We start from the raw sequence: 17,210 nt of genomic DNA on the forward strand, positions 1-17,210 counted from the left end.
GGTAGGTAACTCACCGCAGCGCGTGCCCCAGCTCGGCGGCGCGGGACATCAGCTGCGCGGCATCCCGGGCGACCACGACACGGTCGCAGATGTCCGCGTACTCCGGCATCGCGCACGACGTCTGGTTCCAGTACCGCTCGGGTTCCGGCGTGATCCAGGCCAGCCGGTGCACCTTGCGTCGCAGTTCGGCGAACTCGTCGACGCCCGGCGGCAGGCCGTTGCACCGCCCGTCGCCGACGACGATCACCGAGGTGCGGGTGTTCACGTCGGTGCCGAACTCGGTCAGCACGTCGGAGAAGACCCGGCCGTAGTCGCTGCTCGCCTCCAGATCGATGCGCGGGTCGGCGAGCACCGAGGCCAGCGCGTCGTCGTCGGTCCCGGCGAGGAGGGTGTTCGTGACGTCGACGGGCCGGTCCACGAACGCCAGGACCTGACAGCGGCTCGCCCGGCGGTGCATCGCCTGCGCCAGCCGGAGGGTGAAGGCGGTGACGGGTCGTACCGACAGCGACACGTCCGCGAGGATCAGTACCCGCACCCGGTCCGGACGCGGCGCCTTCACCATGAGGTGGAACGGGACGCCTTCGGTCCGCAGGCTGGCGCGCACGGTGCGGCGCATGTCGAGGCGGCCCCGGGCCAGTTCGCGCGGGCGGGGACGCGACGGCCCGCGCATCCGCCGAAGCACCTCGTAGCACGCGTGATTCACCTCGGCGCGCGACGTGGCCGCCACCGGACCGCTCGCGGTCTCCGGTGCGTCTGCGGGTCCGGCAGTCAGGTCCCGGGCGTCCGCCAGCGCACCGACGAACGCCTCCACCGCCTCCGCCAGCCGGTTCAGCTGGGCCGCGGTGAGGGGTTCCACCCCGCCGGAATCGGCGTAGACCTTGCTCGGGTCGTAGGCGTCGAGCCACGCGAGGATCGACTCCGGATCGTCCCAGGACAGCGATCCGACGACGGCGCCGCTCGTCGACGACGCCAGGTCACCGACGGCGGTACTCGCCGCCCGCTCGACCTCGACCGTGTACGTGACGCCGCGGCGTCCGGACTCGGCTTCCGAATCGACGGACAGATCTGCGTCGCTCGACGTCATGCTGACGTCGTCGTCGTCCTTGTGGGGGTTGAACCCTTTCTGCGCCTCGGGGGTGTCGAAGTAGTCGCCGACCTCGGCGGCGCGCTCGTTGTACTCCGCGTACCGGGCGGTCTCCGCGTTGTCCGCCACCTCCAGCGCGGACGGCAGGCCCTCGGCGAACTCCGCCCGGGACGGCGGCCGCGCGCCGGGGGCCGCGTCGGCGACCGCCCCGAAGAACACGTCGAAGGAACGGTCGAAACCCTGCTGTTCGTAGGTGTACTTCGCGCACACCGCGCGCAGCGACGCCCGCAGGGTGGTCGTGTCCCGGCCACCGACCAGCCCGAAGACCCGGCGAACCTCGATGACCTCGGCGGGGGACGCGGCAACGCCGTAGCGGCGCAACACCTTCCCGAACGACGCCGCCAGCACGTCGAGGAGTTGCGAGGGAAGGAACGGGGAGGGATCGGGGGCCGGGTGGAGCATCGTCAGCGCCTGCCCTGGCGGCCCGCGCCGATGCCGCCGCGGTCGCGGCCGCCGTGTCCGCGGAACACGGCGGTGGTCGTGTTGGCCGGCCGCGAGGCGACCGTCACCCGCTCCACGGGCCCGGCCGGAGTGGTGTCCTCGTCGTCCGAGGAGAGCGGCTGTTCGCCGGACAGCCGGGTACGGGCCAATTCGACGTCGCTGGTGTACTTGAGCAGGGCGGTGAGCAGGACGTCCCGGACCGCGGCCTGCGCACTCACGGCCACCCCCGTCGACTTCAGGACCACTGCTGCGCGGGCCGCGTCGATGACTTCCGCGATGGACGGACTCTTGCGGAGCGGCAACTCCCGCAGCGTGCGCGCCAGATCCACCACGTCCGCCGCGACGGCGTCCTCGACCTCGGGCGCCCGGGCCGTCACGATGTCCCGCTCGCGCTGCGGCGTCGGATAGCCGAGGTGGTAGTGCAGGCAGCGACGCTTCAGCGCGGGCGACAGTTCACGAGTGTCGTTGGACGTCAAGATCACCCACGGCGCCGAGCGGGCGGTGAACGTCCCCACTTCGGGAATCGTGATCTGCCCCTCCGCGAGAACCTCGAGGAGCAACGCCTCCATCGACTCCTCGGTGCGGTCCACCTCGTCGACGAGCAGCACCACCGGTTCCGGCGACAGGATCGCCTCGAGCAGGGGGCGCACCGACAGGAAGTGCTCCGAGTACAGCCCGAAATCCTGGGCCGCCAGGAATTTCGACGCGTCGGCGATGTCGTCGAACGCGGCCAGCTTCTCACCGATGCGGTCGCGCAGCATCTGCACGTGCAGAAGCTGTTTCGCGTAGTCCCACTCGTACAGCGCCCGGTTGTCGTCGAGACCTTCGTAGCACTGCAGCCGGATGAGCTTGCGCCCCGCCGCCTCGGCCAGCGACTTCGCCAGTTCCGTCTTGCCGACGCCGGCAGGCCCCTCCAGCAGCAGCGGGCGTTCGAGCGCGGTCGCCAGGTGGACGACCACCGCGAACTCGTCGTCGGCGATGTAGTCGACCTCGCGCAACGCCTCCTTCAGTTCCGCGCCGTCGGCGAAGCGGACGTCCTCCGGCTCCGGGGCTGTGTGCGGTGCAGTCATGATCGGGGCATCCGTCCTTCGTCAGCAGGTGGTGGTGGGAACGCATCCGGGGCGGGGCCGGGCTGGGGTGAGGCGCCCGCCCCGGACGCGAGTTTTCAGGTCGGTCAGTACGCGCTGTTGATCGCGTGATCGACCACGGGGATCATCGACTCGACCGTCACCTCGCGCGGGTTGCCCGGTGTGCACCAGTCGCCCTGGATGTGCTCGGAGATGGAGCGCACGGTCTTCTCGTCACCGCGGATGGTGTCGCCGCGACCCTCGTACTTCTTCGTGTTCATCTGGTTCTTCTCGTACGAGTCGGTGCGCACCTGACCGAAGTTGTCGGGAATGCCGACGTCCTTCGCCAGGCGGATGGCGGCCTCGACCGCCGCGTCCGCGGCCTGCACCGTGGTGAGGTTGCGGGTGTCGACCCCCAGCGCGCCGGCCAGCTGGGCGTAGCGCTCGTACCGAGACGGCAGGTTGTACTCCCAGACACGGGGCAGGGCGATCGCGTTGTTCAGTCCGTGGTGGCTGTCGAAGAACGCGCTGACCGCGTGCGAGATGGAGTGCACGATGCCGAGGCCCCCGGAGTTGAACGCCTGCCCGGCGATGTACTGCGCGTTCATCATTCCCTCACGGGCCTTCAGGTTGCGCGGCTCGAACACGGCCTCCCGCAGGTTCTTCGCGACGAGTTCGACCGAGTACAGGGCATTCCCGAGCGAAGGCGCGAAGTCGAGACGCGACACGTACGGCTCACTGCCGTGCGCGAGAACGTCGAATCCGCAGTACGCGGTGAAGTGCTGGGGGCAGGTGTAGTAGAGCAGCGGGTCGTCGATCGCGAGGGTCACGATGGTCGCCTCGTCGAATCCCACCCACTTGTGCGGGTTGTTCATGTCCGACGTGTCGGTGATGACGTACGCCCACGAGGTCTCCGAACCCGTACCGGCCGTGGTGGATACGGCGATGTGGGGCGGGTTCTCCTTGTTGGTGGACTTCGCGAATCCCTCGAACTCGTTGATGTTGCGGCCGTCGTGCGCGACCACGACACGGGCGCCCTTGGCGGCGTCGTGACTCGAGCCGCCGCCGACGGAGATGATCGAGTCGCACTTCTCCTTCTGGTAGAGCGCGGCCGCTTCCATGACGTTGTAGTCCTTGGGGTTCGACTCGACCTTGTCGTAGAGCACGACCTCGACGCCCTGGTACTCGATCTTGCCGACCAGTTCCTCGATGATGCCCGAGCCGCGCAGGCCGGTCGTCATGAGCAGGGCCCTCTTGAAACCGAGGTTCTTCGCCTCGACGCCGATGATGTCGTGGGCACCCACTCCCATCAGTGCCCGCGGGAACGGGTGGAATTCCTTGATGGGGAAGTCCCAGATCTGGTTGAGCTCGATGGCCATGGCCGTCTCCTCGATTAGTCGATGTCGGATCTGAAGCGTTGGGGAAGGGGACGCAATAGATGTGATCGGCGTCTCACCTGGAATCCACTGTGACCCAGTTCGGGCCCCGGTTACAGACCTGCGAGCCCGAACCGTCCGACCGCGGCGGACAAACTGCCCGATCGGGCAGGTGCGGCCGGGCCGAGCCGGAGAGGTGGCACTCGGTAGGCTGTCCACTCCGCACGGAGTGGACAGCTAGGCAAAAACTAGAACCTGTTCTATTCTTGGGGCAGGCAAGCGAGCGTTCCGGCGCTGCGAAGTACGGAAGGACTGCACACACGATGACGACTGTCGAGGTGCCGCACAGCTCACGATCGGTGGTGCTCACCGTGTCGGGCGTGGTCGAGGAAACCCCCGATTCCCGGTCACTGGTCTTCGACGTCCCGGCCGACCTCGCAGGCAAGTTCGCCTACAAGCCGGGCCAGTTCCTCACCCTGCGCATCCCCAGCGACCGCACGGGCTCGGTCGCCCGCTGCTACTCGCTGGCCAGCTCGCCGTTCACCGACGACGCCCCCAAGGTGACCGTCAAGCGGACCGCCGACGGGTACGGGTCCAACTGGCTCTGCGACAACGTCGCCGTCGGCGACACCCTCGAAGTCCTCCCCCCGTCGGGAGTATTCACCCCCAAGTCACTCGACCACGACTTCCTGCTGTTCGCGGCGGGCAGCGGCATCACCCCGGTCATCTCGATCCTCAAGTCCGCCCTCACCGAGGGGTCCGGCAAGGTCGTGCTCTTCTACGCGAACCGCGACGAGAAGTCGGTCATCTTCGCGGAGGAACTGCGCACACTCGCGAGCCGGTACCCGTCCCGGCTCGTGTCCATCCACTGGCTCGAGACGGTCCAGGGACTGCCCGGCGTCGACCAGCTCGCCTCCGCCGTCGCCCCCTACCTCGGACACGAGGCGTTCATGTGCGGACCGGCGCCGTTCATGGACACCATCCACAAGGCCCTCGCCGACGCCGGCATGCCGCGCACCCAGGTGCACGCCGAAGTGTTCAACTCGCTGGCCGGCGACCCGTTCCGTGACGCCGACGTCGTCGAGGTCACCGAAGACGAGGCCGCCGACGCCGCCACCGTGGAGGTGGAACTCGACGGCGAGATCCACAGCCTGAGCTGGCCCCGCAAGCAGACCCTCGTCGACATCATGCTGGCCGAGGGAATCGACGTGCCCTACTCCTGCCAGGAGGGCGAGTGCGGGTCGTGCGCGTGCACCGTGCTCGAAGGCAAGGTCGAGATGGAGAACAGCGAAATCCTCGACCCCGAGGACATCGAGAGCGGCTACATCCTGGGCTGCCAGGCCCGTCCGGTCACCGATCACCTCAAGATCGAATTCTGAAAGGCCGCTCACCCGAGCCGGCCGAAACCGACGACGGCGGAGTCGGTCGACCAGTCCACCGTGTGCACGCGGATCCGGCCGAACTCGTTGCCGCCGACCGTCGTCGCGGTGTCACCGTCGACGGCGACGACGATGTTGGTGTGCTGGCCGACCCAGCTGCTGTTGTCGTAGAGCACCACGTCCCCGACCGCCGGGCGGTACCCGTCGCCGACCTCCTGGAAGCGCGACTGCGACTGGTAGTACTCCTGCAACGTGTAGACACCCGGGATCCGCCAGTGCCCGGAATTCGGATTCGACAGCGGCAGGCCCGCTTCCCGCATGATCCAGCTGACGAAATCCGCGCACCAGGGCTCCTCGACCCCTTCGGAGTAGAACGTCCCCGGCCGCTGCGTGCCGTGCTCGGCCTCGAGCAGCCCGACGATCCGCGCCTGCTGCGGCGACAGCGCGGTCGTGTCGACGGCCGGGAATTCGGCGGTGTCCCACGGCAGGTAGCGGTCCGGGGCCAGCCACAGCACCCCTCCCGCCACGACGGCCATCACCGCGACGACGGCGCCGAGGATCAGCCCGGCACGTCGGCGGCGTCGCGTGGGCGCGGGAGCAGTCATGCCACCGAATGTAGCGGGAATCCGGTCAGCGCATCGCGCGGTAGCCCGCACGCTCCTCGGCGGTGAGGTGCTCACACGCGTACGTCAGGGCCGTGCGCCCCATCGCCGCGGCGTTCCGGTCGAGGAAGCCGGTCAGCAGGGCGCGGTCGACCCGCTTGCCGACCTCGCGCAGCATCCATCCCGTCGCCTTCTGCGTAAGGTCGCGGCGATCACCGAGGACGGACTCCGCGACCTCGAGCGTCGTGGACGCGTCACCCCGGCGGATGAACCCGAACGTGCTGAGCAGCGCGACGCGGCGCCGCCAGAGGTCGTCGTCCGCGGCCAGCTCGAAGACCGGGTCCCGCGGCCGGTCGTACAGCCACGCGCCCAGGATCCGGTCGGCGGACGCGTCCACCAGATCCCAGTTGTTCACCCGTCCCCGCATCACCAGGTCGAGGTAGAAGGACACGATCTTCTCGCGGACGGCGTCGTCGCCCGCCTTCGTCGCCCGGTCGAACTGCGTAACGAGTACCAGCAGCCCCGCCAGTCGGTGCTCGTGCACCGGACTGTCGAGCAGCACGGTCACCTCCGGCAGGTCCAGATCGGCGTGAGCGCGAACCACGCTGCGCGTCCCGGGAACCCGCACGCCGATGAAGACGTCGCCCTCCCCGTATTCCCCCGGACCAGTCTTGAAGAACCGTGCCAGATTGACGGCGTCGGCCTCGTCCGACACCTCGGCGAGAGCACGCTTCACGTCGTCTGCGGTGGAAGTCACGAAGGCACTGTCCCACACGTCACCGACAGCCCGAGCGGAGATCACGAAACATGCTCCGACCTGCGGTTCGTGTTATCCGAATGCAACGGATCAGGTATTGATCGGGCGGTCAATCAGGCGTGTACTCGAAGTGGACACAATCCATTTCGAGGAGGCCGGACATGAGATCGTGGAGTCGTATGCAAGATGTGGTGGCGATCGTGATCGGAGTCTTCGCGGCGCTCTCGCCGTTGTGGCTCGACACCAACAACGCCGCGATGTGGTCACTCATCGTCCTCGGTGTACTCGTGGCCCTCTCCGGTCTCGTCCATATGAGCCGCCCGGAGATGACTGCGGCCGAGTACGCGATGGCCGTCTTCGGAGTGCTGTTGTTCCTCGCCCCGTGGGTGATGAACTTCGACGCATTCACGGGCGCGGCGTGGACCGCATGGGTCGTCGGTGTCCTGGCAGTCGTCGTGGCTGTCACGGGGATGCCGATGATGAGTTCCCGGATGCACGGACACGGAGGGCTGGCGACGCATCACTGATCTGTGAACCACAGCACCGAGAACATCGATTGGGGCGGGGCGCAGGCTTACGGCCTGCGCCCCGCCGTTCACGTCGGGAAAGGCCCATGCCAGCACCCCATCTCGGAAAGCCCGGTAACCCCCAACCGCGGAAAGGCCGGCGGCGGCGCAGCGCGAAGATCGACGGCGACGCGCGGGAACTGATCCTCGACGCCGCCGAATCCCTCATCGCCGTACACGGATTCGATGCCACGTCCACCGCATCGATCGCCTCTGCCGCGCACGTCCCGAAAGGACTGGTGTTCTACTACTTCCCCTCCAAGACCGACATCCTCCTGGCCCTGCTGTCCGAGAGACTGCCGACCGAACCCTTCGGCGACGTGGGCCCCCTGGTGACTCCGGGTGACCCCGCCGCCAGCCTCGTCAACCTCGACACCGCACTGAATCTGCACGACCACCACTCGTCGGTGATGCGGGTGATCATCTGGCGCGAGGCCGAGACCCACCCGGACGTCCGCGCCCACCTGAGGCGGTTCCGCGACTACCTCAGCGACATCACCGAGCGACTGCTGCAGGCCAGTTCGCCGTACCCCGTGCAACCCGGAACGCTCCGGGCCTGCGCCACGGCGTGGGTGGCCGCGATGTTCTCCGTCGCGGGCAACGACCGCTTGCACGACCTCGACGACCTGCCGCGACAACACGGCGAGGAACTCGGCAACGTCGCACGGGTGGTGGCGGCCGGGATGGTTCAGCTGGGCTGAGATGTTCCCGCGGCCAGCAGCTGACCGGCGGGGAACGCCTCCGCGCTCGCGGGCAGCCGCCCGGGACTGCCGCTGAGGAACACCTCGACGGTGCCCTCCCCCGTGCTCGGCCGGTTCAGCGCATCGATGCGGCGCAGGGTCTGCGCCGCCACCGCCTCGGCGCTGTCGAACAATCGCACTCCGGCCGGCAGCTGCGCCGCGATCTCGTCGGCCATCAACGGGTAGTGGGTGCAGCCCAGCACCACCCCGCCGACGTCGCCGGGCGTCCGCTCCGCGGCGGACGCGATGGCGGCGATCGCGGCGTCCCGCTCCCCCCGGTCGATGGCCTCCGCGAGACCGTGGCAGGCGACCCCCACCACCGAACTGCCGTTCCCGAACTTCTCGATCAGATCGGCCTGATACCGGCTCGCCGTCGTCGCGGCGGTCGCCCAGACCGCGACGGACCCGAACGCGGCGGCGGCCGGTTTGATCGCCGGCACCGTCCCGACGACCGGAACCTGCGGTCCGACGAGTTCCCGGACGTGGTCGAGCGCGGTGACGCTCGCCGTGTTGCACGGCAGCACGATCACCTCGGCGCCGCGGTCGAGGCTGCGCTGCGCGGTCGCGAGAACACGGTCGATCACCCACTGCTCCGGCTTGGGACCCCACGGGGCCCCGTCCGGATCCAGCGCGAGGATCAGATCCAGTTCAGGTCGCAACTTCCGCAACCACGCCGCCGTCGGCAGCATGCCGAGACCCGAGTCGATGAGCGCAACAATCACCCGGAGAATCTATCGCGCCCCCGCCCCGGGTCCTACGCCGACGCGGCCTCGAGGACCTCACCGATCGGAGTTCCCGCCGCGATCTTCGCCCGCATCTTCATGACACCACCCGCCATCCCGCCGCCGACGACACCGGCCAGGATGCCGTCCCGTTCGTAGTAGGCGAGGAACTTGCGGCCGTCGTCCTTGATCACGTGCACCTCGTCGGTGGCCGCCACCGTGCCCAGGGCCTGGATCTTGATGTCGTACTGGTCGCTCCAGAAGTACGGCACCTGAGCTGCGGCGTTCTCGTCGCCGGTGCCGGTCAGCGCCCCGGCGAGGATCTTCGCCTGCTCCCCGGCGTTGCTCCAGTGCTCGACGCGCCGGCGGCCACCTACCTGCAGCTGCCACGCGGCCACGTCGCCGACCGCCCACACATGCGGGACCGCCGTGCGCCCGACGCCGTCGCACACCACCCCGTTGTCCAGTTCGACACCCGAGCCGTCGAGCCACGCGGTGACCGGCACCGAGCCGACCCCGATCGCCACGACGTCGACGTCCACCTCGGTTCCGTCACCGAGGACGGCCCCGGTGACCCGGTCGGTGCCCACCAGCGAGGCGAGCCCGACACCGGCGCGCAGGTCGACTCCCTCGCCGGTGTGCAACCGGGCGACGAGTCCCCCGATCTTCTCGCCGAGCACGGACGCGAGCGGCGTCGGCTGCGGCTCGACCAGCACCACGTCGAGCCCGCCTGCCCGCATGCTCGCCGCCAGCTCGCAGCCGATGAATCCGGCCCCTACGATCAGCGCGCGCCTGCCCTCGGCGAGGTCCGCGCGCAACGCCAGGCTCTCGTCGATGGAACGGAGAACGTGAACGCCCGCGAGATCCGGCAGCCCCGGGATCCGCCGCGGCACGAGACCGGTGGCGATCACGAGTTCGTCGTAGCCGAGTTCGCTGCCGTCGGCGAGTCTCAGGATTCGGGATTCGGAGTCCACCGAGGCGGCCTCGACGCCCAGCCGCAGTTCGATGTTCTTCTCGTCGAAGAACTCACGCGGCTTGAGCGTGGTGTCGCTCTTCTCCCCGCGCATCACTTCCTTCGACAGCGGCGGGCGGTCGTAGGGAAGGTGCGGTTCACCTCCGAGAAGAATCAGATCACCCTCGTATCCGGCCCGCCGGAGTTCCTCCGCGGTGCGCAGGCCCGACAGACCCGCCCCGACGATCACAATTTTCTGCACGCCAACACATTAGGCGCTGCGCGCCCGTGAGTACTTCTCAACCGCGGGCGGTTAATAAGTACTCACGGGTCAGAGCGGGTCAGAGGTCGGCGATGGCCTCCAGCGGGCGGGTGCGGGCGGCGCGGCTCGCCGGCCACAGTGCCGCGAACACACCGACCACACCGGATCCGAGGAGCATCGCGACCACCTGCCCCCACGGCACCGTCACCTGGCCGAGCCCCTGGTCCTTCAGGGTGCTGACGAAGCCCCAGCCGAACGCGATGCCGAGCAGCACGCCGACGGCCGCACCGAACACCGCGATCAGCATCGACTCCAGGTAGATCGTGCGGCGCATCTGGGACCTCTGCATTCCGACCGCGCGGAGCATGCCGATCTCCCGCCTGCGCTCGACCACCGACAGCGCGAGCGTGTTGATGATGCCGAGGATCGCGATCACCACGGCGAGTGCGAGCAGCCCGTAGAGGATGGCGAGGAGCGTGTCGATCTGCTGTCCCTGCGTTCCCTTGAACTGTTCCCGGTCCTGGACCTGGACGACGACGAACTGCTTGGTCGCGGATTCGAGGTCGGCGCGCAGCTGCGTCAGATCCGCACCGGGCTTCGCGTCGATGAGGACGGCCAGATCGGGGATGGTCGCGGCGGGCATGACCTGCCGGTACACGTCGTCCGAGACGAGCCAGTCACCGACCAGCTGGTTGTCTTCGAAGACGCCGGTGACCTCGGCGTCGACGACCTTCCCGTCGGCGCTCGTCATCGGGACGGTCGTCCCCAGCGTCCAGCCCTTCTGCGCGGCCGTCGTCTGGGACACGACGAGGTGGTTGCCGGTCAGGTCGGCGCCGCCCTCGACGAGCGTGTAGTCGAGGACGCCGTCCAGGGGGCCGTCCAGCGACGCACCCTGCTCCCGCTCGTCGTCGACGGTCACGGACACCGGGTGCAGGGCGGCGGCGCTCTGGACGTCGTCGAGGTTCCGCACGGCCCGCGCCGCGCCGCTGGGCACGCCGATCTGGTTGGGACCGGTGAGCACGTAGTCGGCGGACACCCCCGAGTCGACCAGCTGGTTGACGCTGGCCTTCGCGGATGCGCCGAACACCCCGATGACGGATACGAGCATCAGTCCGAGTGTCAGCGCGAACGCGGTGGCGGCGGTGCGACGGGGATTGCGCACGGCGTTGGTGCGGGCCAGGCGCCCGACCGGGCCGAACGGCTTGGCCAGCACCGCTCCGAGCGCCCCGACGATCGGCCGGGACAACGCGGGGGCGGCGAACAGCACGGCCAGGATCAGACCGAGCGCACCTGCGCCGACGACGGCCGCCGCACCGCCACCGGTACCCCGCGAACCGATCACGAGTCCCACGGCTCCGAGGACACCGAGGACGGCACCGGCGATGGTGCGCACGTGCAGTGAGTCACCGGTGGACGCGAATTCCTCACGCATTGCCGCGACGGGCGGCACCTTGGAGGCGCGCCGGGCGGGTGCGTACGCGCTGACCGTCGTCACGAGGACTCCGACCACGAGGGCGATGAGGATCGTGCGCGGACCCACCTGCAGCGGCCCCTCGGGCAGTCCGACGTCGAACGCGTTCAGCAGGGACCGCAGCCCGTAGGCCAGCCCGACGCCGGCAGCGATCCCGATCGCGCTGCCGATGACACCGACCACGAGGGCCTCGAAGACGACGGAACGCCCCACCTGCTTGCGGCTCGCGCCGATCGCGCGGAGCAGCGCGAGTTCGCGCAGACGCTGCGCGACGATCATCGAGAACGTGTTGTAGATGATGAACGTGCCGACGAGCAGCGCGATCGCCCCGAACGCGAGCAGGAAGTAGTTGATGAAGCTCAGCGCCTCCGTCACCTGCGCCTTGGTCTCCTCGCGCACCTCGTCGCCGGTCTGGACCTTCGCGTCGGGGAGCGCCGCGGCGATCTCGTCGCGCAGGTCGCCCTGCGACACGCCCGTCCCGGCGACGTCGATGTACTCGACGTGCTTGCCGTCGGTGAACAGTTCCCGGGCCTGCGAGTCGACGAACGTGGCGCCGATGAAACCACCGGTCTCGTTCCCGGTGTCATAGATGCCGGAAACGGTGACGTCGATCATGCCGCGGGCGGGCACGAGAACCTTGGTGGTGTCGCCGACAACGAGTTGCGCGCGTTCGGCGGCACTGGCGTTGACGGCGATCTGACCGGCCTGCGCGGGCGGGGTTCCCTGCACGTACTCGTCGGGCTCACCGAGCGCCTGACCCGGCGGCAGGTACGACTCCCCGATGCTCGGCGCACCGCCTGTCTGGACGGCGGCGCCGTCGGAGCCGATGAGGACGATCTGCCCGCTGACGGCCGGTGCCACCGCGCGCACCCCGTCCAGGGCCGTGATGGTGTCGAGGTCCTCGAGGGGCACCCCGCTGGAGTTGCGCTCCTCGCTCGACACCCGGACGTCGACGCCTTGCGCGGTGTTCTCGAAGATCGAATCGAACGTCTTCTGGAGGGTGTCGGTGAAGACGAAGGAACCGGCGACGAACGCAGTGCCGAGCACCACGGACAGCACCGTCAGTGCCAGCCGGACCTTGTGTGCCGCCAGGTTGCGCAGCGACACCTTGCGCATCGGCGCACCGGATGTGGACGCCATGCGGTCAGACCGCCGCGTCGGACGTGAGGGCGTGGGCGGGCTCGTCGAGTCGCTTCATCGTGTCGAGAACCGAATCGGCCGTCGGCTCACGCAGTTCGTCGACGATCTTGCCGTCGGCGAGGAACACCACCCGGTCGGCGTAGGCGGCCGCGCGGGGGTCGTGGGTGACGATGACGACGGTCTGGTGGAATTCGTCCACCGCGGCCCGCAGGATCGACAGCACCTCGCCCGAGGACTTCGAGTCGAGGTTGCCGGTGGGCTCGTCGCCGAAGATGATCTCCGGCTGTCCGGCGAGTGCGCGGGCACACGCGACCCGCTGCTGCTGACCTCCGGACAACTCCCCCGGGCGGTGCTCGAGACGGTCCTGCAGCCCGAGTGTGGTCAGCACGTTCTCGAGCCACGCGGCGTCCGGCTTGCGGCCCGCGATGTCCAGCGGAAGGGTGATGTTCTCCAGCGCCGTCAGCGTCGGCACCAGGTTGAACGCCTGGAACACGAAGCCGATGCGGTCGCGTCGCAGTTGGGTCATCTGCTTGTCGGTCAGCGTCGTCAACTCGGTGTCGCCGATGAGGACGGAACCCGAACTGGCGGCGTCGAGGCCGGCCAGGCAGTGCATCAGCGTCGACTTGCCGGAACCGGACGGTCCCATGATCGCGGTGAACTCACCACGGGCGAACTCCGCGGATACCGCGCTGAGCGCGTGGACCTGGGTGTCGCCGGTGCCGTACGTCTTGGACAGCTCGACAGCACGGGCAGCGACAGCGGGGGCATGCGTGCTCATGATCGCCTTTCGTCATTCTCTCGTGGCGGTCCGGCCCCGTGGTGACGGGCCGGGACGGTGCACGCGCGGCGCACTCCTCCATCTTGTCGACACCCGCGGCGGCCCGCCATCAGGGACCACCCTGATCTTCGGCCCGCCGGGACGTGATCCCGGACACGGCGCCCCGGCCGGAAACGCCCACAACGGATGTGCCGACCTGGGAGAATTCGGGTATCGCCGGTGCGAAGGAGAGCCCTCATGGCCATCGAACCCCCCACACCCCGGGCGGGATCGCGTTTCCTCGACGCGTTCCTCCAATCACCGTTCGCCGGCCTGGCGCCGTGGATCGTGATGTCGCTGCTGTCCGGCCCCGGGCGGTTCGAGGAATCGGTCGCCACCGCTCTCGGGTTGTCGATCCTGTTCCTGTTCCTCAGCCACCGCCGCGGCGGAAGCCTCAAACCCATGGAAGTGTTCGACATCGTCTATTTCGGCTGCCTCGCCGTGATCGGACTGTTCGCCTCCGACAGCCTGATCACCTGGCTGGAGAAGTGGTCGGGTGAGATGTCGAGTCTGGCGCTCGTCGCGTTCGCGTTCGGCTCGCTGTTGCTGCGCAATCCGTTCACCCTGCCGTACGCCAAAGAGACTACACCCGAGGAGTATTGGACCTCGCCGCTGTTCCTGAAGGTCAACCAGCTCATCACCCTGGTGTGGGCGCTGTCCTTCACGGTGTCGGCGGCATCCGGACTGTACGGCGACCTCGTCCTCGACCAGCCGGACAATTTCTGGACGGGCTGGATCATTCCGATCGGGGCGTTGCTGTTCGCGCTGTCCTTCACCGAGTGGTATCCGGACGTGGCGAGCGCGCAGGCTCCGCGGGAATCCGGGGAACCGGAAGAGGTGGCGCCGCCGCTCGTCAAGCTGTTCGACTTCCTGCCGCCGTACGTGATCGGCGTGGGGATTGCGATGCTCGTCACCGACAACGACCCCGACTGGCTGGGCATCACCCTGATCGTGGTGGGCGCCCTCGGCAGCGCCGCGTTGCGACGCGCGGGCACACGGAGCCGAAGCAGTTCGACCGCATGAGGCAAAACGTCACTGATCGGAGCACCGGCTACTAGCCTGATGTGACTGACGTCACAGACGAGAGGTGGGCGCATGTCGGACGCCGAGAACCAGATCATCTTCGACCGACTCGCGCACTGGGCGCAGGTTCGACCGGACGACGTCGCCGTGCAGTTCCAGGGCGCCGACTACACGTGGTCCGGGTGGCACGACCGGATCCTGCACGTCGCGGGAGCCTTGGCGGAGGGCGGAATCGGGGCGGGCGACACGGTCGCGTTCGTCGACAAGAACCACCTGTCCTGCCTCGAGGTCACCTACGCCGCCTCCCTCCTCGGCGCGGCGGCCGCGGTGCCCAACTGGCGACTGGCCGGCGAGGAACTCGACTACGTGATCAACGACTGCAAGGCTCGAATCCTGTTCGTGGGCAACGAGTTCCTCCAGCAAGTCATGGCCTTGCGGGACCGGCTGACCGGCATCGAGCAGATCATCACCGTCGGCGGGGAGCACGACGAGTTCGAACCGTGGCTCGCCGAGGCGTCCGTCCTGTCGTCGAGGCCCAAGGTCGCCGCGGAGGCCACCGCGCTGATCCTCTACAGCTCGGGAACCACGGGCAGGCCCAAGGGCGTTCAGCTGACGCACCGCAACCTGATCGCGCACAGCACTGCGGTGCTCGACATCCTGCCCGCACGGCACGACGACTGTCTGCTCGTCGCCATGCCGCTGTTCCACGTCGGTGGGAGTTGCTACGCGATCATGGGTGTGCACGCCGGCGCCCGCTGCCATTTCACGAGGGAAGCCGACGCGCCGTCGCTGTTCGGTGCGCTCGCGGCCGGTGCGAACATCGCGTTCCTCGTGCCGCCGGTGATCGCCGGGGTGCTCGCCGCGGGCGAGCAGGCCGTGGCCGCGTTCGGCGCGCTGCACCGCATCACGTACGGCGCCGCCCCGATGCCGCTGCCGTTGCTGCGCAGCGCGCTCGCCGCCTGGCCGGAGGCGGAGTTCGTCCAGGTGTACGGAATGACCGAATGCGCGGGTGTGGTCACCGCACTCCTGCCGGACGTGCATCGCGACGAGTCGCAGGAGGCAAGGATGGCGTCGGCGGGACAGCCCATTCCCGGTGTGGAGATGCGCATCGTGGACCCGGCCACCGCCGAGGACGTCGCCACCGGTCAGACCGGGGAGTTGTGGTGGCGATCGGACCAGCGCACGCCCGGCTATCTGGGCAAACCCGAGGCGACGGCGGAGGCGATCACCGCGGACGGGTGGTTGCGCAGCGGCGACATGGGCCGCGCGGACGCCGACGGTTTCGTGTTCATCGAGGACCGGCTGAAGGACATGATCATCACCGGCGGCGAGAACGTGTACTCCCCCGAGATCGAACGGGTCCTCGTCGAACACCCGGCGGTGGCGGAGGTCGCGGTGATCGGCGTGCCCGACGACCACTGGGGTGAGACGGTCAAGGCCGTCGTGGTGCCGGTGACCGGAAGCAGCATCGAACCGGACGAACTGATCCACTACACCCGTCAGCGACTGGCGAAGTTCAAGTGCCCGACGACGGTCGACGTCGTCGACCTGCTGCCGCGCAACCCCACCGGCAAGATCCTGAAGCGGGAACTGCGCGCGCCGTACTGGAAGGACCGCACCCACAAGCTCGTGTGACCGCCGTCCATACTGGGACCGTGACCAGTCGATGCCCCTGCCTGCTCGGTGAACCGTACGACGAGTGCTGCGGGAGGTATCACCGCGGCGAGGCGAAGGCGCCCACGGCCGAGCGCCTGATGCGATCCCGGTTCAGCGCGTTCGCGGTGCTGGACGCCGACTATCTCCTCGCGACGTGGCATCCGAGCACGCGGCCCGCGGATCTGGACCTCGATCCCGAGCAGCGCTGGACCCGCCTCGACATCCTGGGCACGACCGGCGGCGGTCTGCTCGACACCACCGGCACCGTCGAGTTCCGTGCGCACTACGTACTGGACGGCCACCGCGAATCGCTGCACGAGAACAGCCGATTCGTCCGCGAGGACGGCAACTGGCTGTACCTGGACGCGATCGCGACGCCACGCCCGGGGCTCCCGCGTCTCTGATCGGCCCCGGCTTACGATCGGATCATGATCAACCACCGGATCGGCCCCTTCGCCGCGTTCGCCGCCTGCGCGCTGGCCCTGACACTCACCGGATGCTCGGAGTCGAACTCCGCCAGCAGTGTGGCGGCGACGTCGCCCGCCGCCGCGGCCACCACCGGCAGCGCACTCGAATCCGAGTCTGCACCGATCCCGACCGACGCGTCACCGAAGTCGTCCGCGGCGTCCGAGTCCGCGAAGCTCACCGTCACCGACGTCCGCGTCGGCGCGCACGAGGGATTCGACCGCGTGGTGTACGAACTCGGCGGCAAGGGCACCCCGGGCTGGCGGGTCGAATACGTGGACCAGGCCGTGCAGGACGGCAGCGGCAAAACGATCCCGGTGTCGGGCAACGGCATCCTGCAGGTGCAGATCGACGGCTCGGCGTACCCGTTCGACAGCGACGTGGAGGGCTACTCGGGCCCCAACCCGGTGCCCGGTGTTCCCGGCGGCACGGTGACCGAGGTAAACGGTGCGCTCGTGTTCGAAGGCGTCACCCAGTCGTTCATCGGCGTGAGCGCACCCGGCCGTCCGTTCACGGTGTCCGCGCTGTCCGATCCGACGCGGGTGGTCGTCGACGTAGCGAAGTGACGCTTCCCGCGCCCGCGGCTTGACCTCGAGTTAAGTAGAGGTTCTACGGTCGTGTCATACCCCG

Annotated in this window: 16 protein-coding genes; 7 read left to right on the forward strand and 9 right to left on the reverse strand. The window is 68.7% G+C overall.

What is annotated here, in order from left to right:
- Positions 1–10: 10 nt before the first annotated feature.
- From P3H15_RS03040 to mdo, 3 genes are all read right to left on the reverse strand, one after another.
- Complete coding sequence (locus P3H15_RS03040) at positions 11–1,546, reverse strand: VWA domain-containing protein (RefSeq protein ID WP_276135879.1); 1,536 nt, start codon at positions 1,544–1,546, stop codon at positions 11–13.
- 2 nt (positions 1,547–1,548) lie between these two features.
- Positions 1,549–2,655 (reverse strand): MoxR family ATPase, encoded by a 1,107-nt coding sequence (locus P3H15_RS03045; RefSeq protein ID WP_276135880.1) that lies wholly within the window; start codon positions 2,653–2,655, stop codon positions 1,549–1,551.
- Between the two features lie 104 nt (positions 2,656–2,759).
- Positions 2,760–4,031 carry an NDMA-dependent methanol dehydrogenase gene (gene mdo / locus P3H15_RS03050; protein WP_276135881.1) on the reverse strand — a complete coding sequence of 424 codons (1,272 nt, stop codon included), beginning with the start codon at positions 4,029–4,031 and terminating at the stop codon, positions 2,760–2,762.
- Between the two features lie 320 nt (positions 4,032–4,351).
- On the opposite strand from mdo, the gene P3H15_RS03055 reads away from it, so the two are divergent.
- Complete coding sequence (locus P3H15_RS03055) at positions 4,352–5,407, forward strand: ferredoxin--NADP reductase (protein ID WP_276135882.1); 1,056 nt, start codon at positions 4,352–4,354, stop codon at positions 5,405–5,407.
- 8 nt (positions 5,408–5,415) lie between these two features.
- Here P3H15_RS03055 and P3H15_RS03060 read toward each other — a convergent pair whose 3' ends face one another.
- Together P3H15_RS03060 and P3H15_RS03065 are read right to left on the reverse strand one after the other, a co-directional pair.
- Complete coding sequence (locus P3H15_RS03060) at positions 5,416–6,012, reverse strand: CHAP domain-containing protein (protein ID WP_276135883.1); 597 nt, start codon at positions 6,010–6,012, stop codon at positions 5,416–5,418.
- Between the two features lie 25 nt (positions 6,013–6,037).
- A complete protein-coding gene (locus P3H15_RS03065; RefSeq protein WP_276135884.1) occupies positions 6,038–6,766 on the reverse strand; it encodes a DNA alkylation repair protein in 729 nt (242 codons plus the stop codon).
- A gap of 161 nt (positions 6,767–6,927) precedes the next feature.
- Between P3H15_RS03065 and P3H15_RS03070 the strand changes: the two genes are divergently transcribed.
- Together P3H15_RS03070 and P3H15_RS03075 are read left to right on the forward strand one after the other, a co-directional pair.
- Positions 6,928–7,293, forward strand: a complete 366-nt coding sequence (locus tag P3H15_RS03070; RefSeq protein ID WP_276135885.1) for an SPW repeat protein — start codon at positions 6,928–6,930, stop codon at positions 7,291–7,293.
- Between the two features lie 86 nt (positions 7,294–7,379).
- A complete protein-coding gene (locus P3H15_RS03075) occupies positions 7,380–8,033 on the forward strand; it encodes a TetR/AcrR family transcriptional regulator (protein WP_276135886.1) in 654 nt (217 codons plus the stop codon).
- Here P3H15_RS03075 and P3H15_RS03080 read toward each other — a convergent pair.
- The 4 genes from P3H15_RS03080 to P3H15_RS03095 form a co-directional block, all read right to left on the reverse strand.
- Entirely contained in the window at positions 8,021–8,794 is a 774-nt protein-coding gene (locus P3H15_RS03080; protein WP_276135887.1) for a glutamate racemase, read from the reverse strand. The genes P3H15_RS03075 and P3H15_RS03080 overlap by 13 nt on opposite strands.
- Positions 8,795–8,826: 32 nt before the next feature.
- On the reverse strand, positions 8,827–10,008 hold the full coding sequence (locus tag P3H15_RS03085; protein WP_276135888.1) for an NAD(P)/FAD-dependent oxidoreductase: 1,182 nt from the start codon (positions 10,006–10,008) through the stop codon (positions 8,827–8,829).
- A gap of 79 nt (positions 10,009–10,087) precedes the next feature.
- Complete coding sequence (locus tag P3H15_RS03090) at positions 10,088–12,619, reverse strand: ABC transporter permease (protein WP_276135889.1); 2,532 nt, start codon at positions 12,617–12,619, stop codon at positions 10,088–10,090.
- Between the two features lie 4 nt (positions 12,620–12,623).
- The gene (locus P3H15_RS03095) at positions 12,624–13,397 is read right to left on the reverse strand and encodes an ABC transporter ATP-binding protein (RefSeq protein WP_276135890.1); all 774 of its coding nucleotides are present in this window, start codon (positions 13,395–13,397) and stop codon (positions 12,624–12,626) included.
- Between the two features lie 237 nt (positions 13,398–13,634).
- Here P3H15_RS03095 and P3H15_RS03100 point away from each other — a divergent pair, with 237 nt between their 5' ends.
- The 4 genes from P3H15_RS03100 to P3H15_RS03115 all read left to right on the forward strand — a co-directional run bounded on the left by P3H15_RS03100 (position 13,635) and on the right by P3H15_RS03115 (position 17,146).
- A complete protein-coding gene (locus tag P3H15_RS03100; protein WP_276135891.1) occupies positions 13,635–14,459 on the forward strand; it encodes a hypothetical protein in 825 nt (274 codons plus the stop codon).
- Positions 14,460–14,531: 72 nt separating this feature from the next.
- On the forward strand, positions 14,532–16,094 hold the full coding sequence (locus P3H15_RS03105; protein WP_276135892.1) for a long-chain-fatty-acid--CoA ligase: 1,563 nt from the start codon (positions 14,532–14,534) through the stop codon (positions 16,092–16,094).
- The gene (locus tag P3H15_RS03110; RefSeq protein WP_276135893.1) at positions 16,091–16,519 is read left to right on the forward strand and encodes a YchJ family protein; all 429 of its coding nucleotides are present in this window, start codon (positions 16,091–16,093) and stop codon (positions 16,517–16,519) included. The genes P3H15_RS03105 and P3H15_RS03110 overlap by 4 nt, the downstream gene beginning before the upstream one ends.
- Before the next feature lie 24 nt (positions 16,520–16,543).
- Positions 16,544–17,146 carry a hypothetical protein gene (locus P3H15_RS03115; RefSeq protein ID WP_276135894.1) on the forward strand — a complete coding sequence of 201 codons (603 nt, stop codon included), beginning with the start codon at positions 16,544–16,546 and terminating at the stop codon, positions 17,144–17,146.
- The last annotated feature ends 64 nt before the right edge of the window (positions 17,147–17,210 follow it).

The organism is Rhodococcus sp. T2V (assembly GCF_029269925.1).
In the GTDB taxonomy this organism is placed as follows: domain Bacteria; phylum Actinomycetota; class Actinomycetes; order Mycobacteriales; family Mycobacteriaceae; genus Rhodococcus_F; species Rhodococcus_F koreensis.